This is a genomic window from Shewanella sp. MBTL60-007 (genome assembly GCF_019654915.1).
In the GTDB taxonomy this organism is placed as follows: domain Bacteria; phylum Pseudomonadota; class Gammaproteobacteria; order Enterobacterales; family Shewanellaceae; genus Shewanella.
The window spans coordinates 1-2,639 of sequence record NZ_BPET01000123.1 but is presented as its reverse complement, the minus strand read 5'-3'; the positions used below and the strand labels follow the sequence as shown (position 1 = coordinate 2,639).

The following is a 2,639-nucleotide window of genomic DNA, read 5'->3' as shown; positions in this document are numbered from 1 at the left end:
AGGGTAAGCGGATTAAATGGTTGATCTTACCTTTGCATGAGAGTGAGACAGACCGGCATCTCATCGGATTATCTGGTTGATGCTTCACCTACTGCTGGTGCATGTTTCCTTCGCTAATTCCAGCAAGAACCCCACACGCCTCAACTTCCCGGTCATCGTTGCAACTCGCTCTCAGTGAAACGAGTTGTTTCTCAAGCGCTTGCAGAGCGGTTATCTGCGACCGCACATGAGAGATGTGATCATCGAGCAAGGCGTTGACGGCGGTACAAGGCTGATGAGGGTCGTCCTGATAGCTCTGTAGTTCGTGAATCTCAGCCAGTGACAGGCCCAGGATTCTGCAGCGACGGATGAAGGCCAGCCCCTCACCATGCTTCTCGGTATAGACACGGTAACCGTTGTCCTGCCGATCAGGCGGCGGCAACAAGCCCTGCTGTTCATAGAAGCGGATCGTCTGTGTTTCGACCCCTACCAACTGCGCCAACTGACCAATGCGCATCAGCCTCCTCCCCAACGGATTCTTTACTCTATTGACCTTATAGTAGCTTTATAGTTTTAAATGGTACCACAACATTGTTCAAGTGGAGTCGTATCATGAGCAAATCCTGTGGTGGCGCCTGTGGCGGTGATGCAACGTCCGCAGCGGATACCGATATACAGGCCTCCTCCGAGGCGCCAGGGAGATGGGTCAGTGTTTATGCCGTGCCGAAGATGGACTGTCCATCAGAAGAACGAATGATTCGCCTAGCCCTGAACGGCTTTGAGGAGATTCGGGCGCTGTCCTTCGACTTGTCGAACCGCCGGCTGAAGGTCGTGCATGACGGCGAGGTCGAGCCCGTCACCTCGAAACTGAAGACCTTGGGGCTAGGCGCCTCGCTTCAGGAAACCGTCGCTGCAAATCCGGAGACCATCAAGGCCGCCGAGTTTTCGGCAGCTTCTGCTAAGCAAGAATCCGGGACCCTGCGCTGGTTGCTCGGCATCAATGCACTTCTGTTCGTGGTGGAAATGACTGCCGGTCTGATGGCTCAGTCAACTGGCCTCATTGCAGAGTCTCTGGACAATTTTGCTGATGCGGCAGTGTACGGACTCGCTCTTTATGCGGTTGGGCATAGCGTGAAAAGGCAGGTCCGTGTTGCGCACGTTGCTGGTGTGGTCCAACTGGTTTTGGCTGTTGGCGTACTCGTAGAGGTCGTGAGGCGCTTTGTATTCGGTAGTGAGCCTGAATCGCTGGTGATGATGGCTATCGCATTCGTCGCATTGATTGCCAATACCAGTTGTCTGCTGCTCATATCCAAACATCGGGAAGGCGGGGCGCACATGAAGGCAAGCTGGATATTCTCGGCCAACGACGTGGTGATCAACCTGGGGGTCATCACCGCCGGCGCCCTGGTCGCGTGGACCGGGTCCAATTATCCGGATCTGATTATCGGCACCATCGCGGGGGGCATTGTACTTAACGGTGCCAGACGCATTTTGGCGTTGAAGGGTTAAATAATGCTCATTATTGGCAAAAAGCTCTCGCCGTATGCCCTATTGTCCATATCGGGCCTGCTGGCAGCGTCTGATCAGGCTGTAAAGTGGCTGGTGCAGCAATCAATGGCCTATGGCGAGTATGTTTCGGTGACCCCGTTCTTTAACTGGGTGCACCTATGGAACACCGGTGCCGCATTCAGTCTTTTTGCGAATGGTGGAGGCTGGCAGCGCTACTTTTTTATCGGGATCGCGGTGGCGGTCTCGATTTTTCTGATCAAGCTGATCCTTGAAAATCGTCATAAAGGAGAAGCCATCGCTTACAGTCTTATCCTCGGTGGCGCCATGGGCAACCTGATTGACCGGGTCTTTCGTGGCTATGTTGTGGATTCCTTTGATTTCTATTGGCGAGACTGGCATTGGCCGGCCTTCAACCTGGCTGATATTGCAATTGTCCTCGGTGCCTTACTTTTCGTTTCCAGCAGCTTGTTGGGTAAAAAAGCAAACACCAATGCCGAGTCGGATGGATCTGACTGACACCTACGCCTATACAACACCATGACCGAACTTCCCGACAACATCCTTCACCTGCCGCAATACCAAGTACTGGGCTGCAAATCAACCGACGACGAAATGCACTTCCAGGTGGACGTGCCCGATCCCATCGCCTGCGAGGAATGCGGCGTGCAGGGTGAGTTCGTACGGTTCGGCAAGCGTGACGTTCCCTATCGTGATCTGCCCATCCACGGCAAGCGGGTCACTCTCTGGTTGGTCCGCCGCCGATACACCTGCCGGGCCTGCAAGACAACATTCAGGCCCCAGCTACCGGAGATGGTGGACGGATTCCGTATGACACTGCGGCTGCATGAGTACGTGGAGAAGGAATCCTTCAACCACCCCTACACCTTTGTGGCGGCACAGACCGGCCTGGACGAGAAGACGGTGCGCGACATCTTCAACGCCCGCGCCGAGTTCCTGGGGCGCTGGCACCGCTTCGAGACGCCCCGCATTCTGGGCATCGACGAGCTATACCTGAACAAGCGCTACCGCTGCATTCTGACCAACATTGAGGAGCGAACCCTGCTCGACCTGCTGGCCACCCGCCGCCAGGACGTGGTGACCAACTACCTGATGAAGCTGAAAGACCGGCAGAAGGTCGAGATCGTCAGCAT

At 55.2% G+C, this 2,639-nt stretch carries 3 protein-coding genes and 1 pseudogene; 3 read left to right on the top strand and 1 reads right to left on the bottom strand.

What is annotated here, in order from left to right:
* Positions 1–88: 88 nt before the first annotated feature.
* Positions 89–496, bottom strand: coding sequence for a Cd(II)/Pb(II)-responsive transcriptional regulator (gene cadR, locus K5Q92_RS23525; protein WP_004364961.1), 408 nt, complete (start codon positions 494–496; stop codon positions 89–91).
* A 95-nt stretch (positions 497–591) separates the two neighbouring features.
* Here cadR and K5Q92_RS23520 point away from each other — a divergent pair, with 95 nt between their 5' ends.
* The 3 genes and pseudogenes from K5Q92_RS23520 to K5Q92_RS23510 all read left to right on the top strand — a co-directional run.
* On the top strand, positions 592–1,488 hold the full coding sequence (locus K5Q92_RS23520; protein WP_053409936.1) for a cation transporter: 897 nt from the start codon (positions 592–594) through the stop codon (positions 1,486–1,488).
* A gap of 3 nt (positions 1,489–1,491) precedes the next feature.
* Positions 1,492–2,004 carry a signal peptidase II gene (gene lspA, locus K5Q92_RS23515; protein WP_220771218.1) on the top strand — a complete coding sequence of 171 codons (513 nt, stop codon included), beginning with the start codon at positions 1,492–1,494 and terminating at the stop codon, positions 2,002–2,004.
* Between the two features lie 21 nt (positions 2,005–2,025).
* Positions 2,026–2,639, top strand: a pseudogene (locus tag K5Q92_RS23510) (ISL3-like element ISPpu12 family transposase); the annotation flags it as partial.

Coding starts and splice junctions, on each gene's coding strand:
- cadR (WP_004364961.1), bottom strand. CDS start 496: ATGCGCATTGGTCAGTTGGCGCAGTTGGTAGGGGTCGAAACACAGACG.
- K5Q92_RS23520 (WP_053409936.1), top strand. CDS start 592: ATGAGCAAATCCTGTGGTGGCGCCTGTGGCGGTGATGCAACGTCCGCA.
- lspA (WP_220771218.1), top strand. CDS start 1,492: ATGCTCATTATTGGCAAAAAGCTCTCGCCGTATGCCCTATTGTCCATA.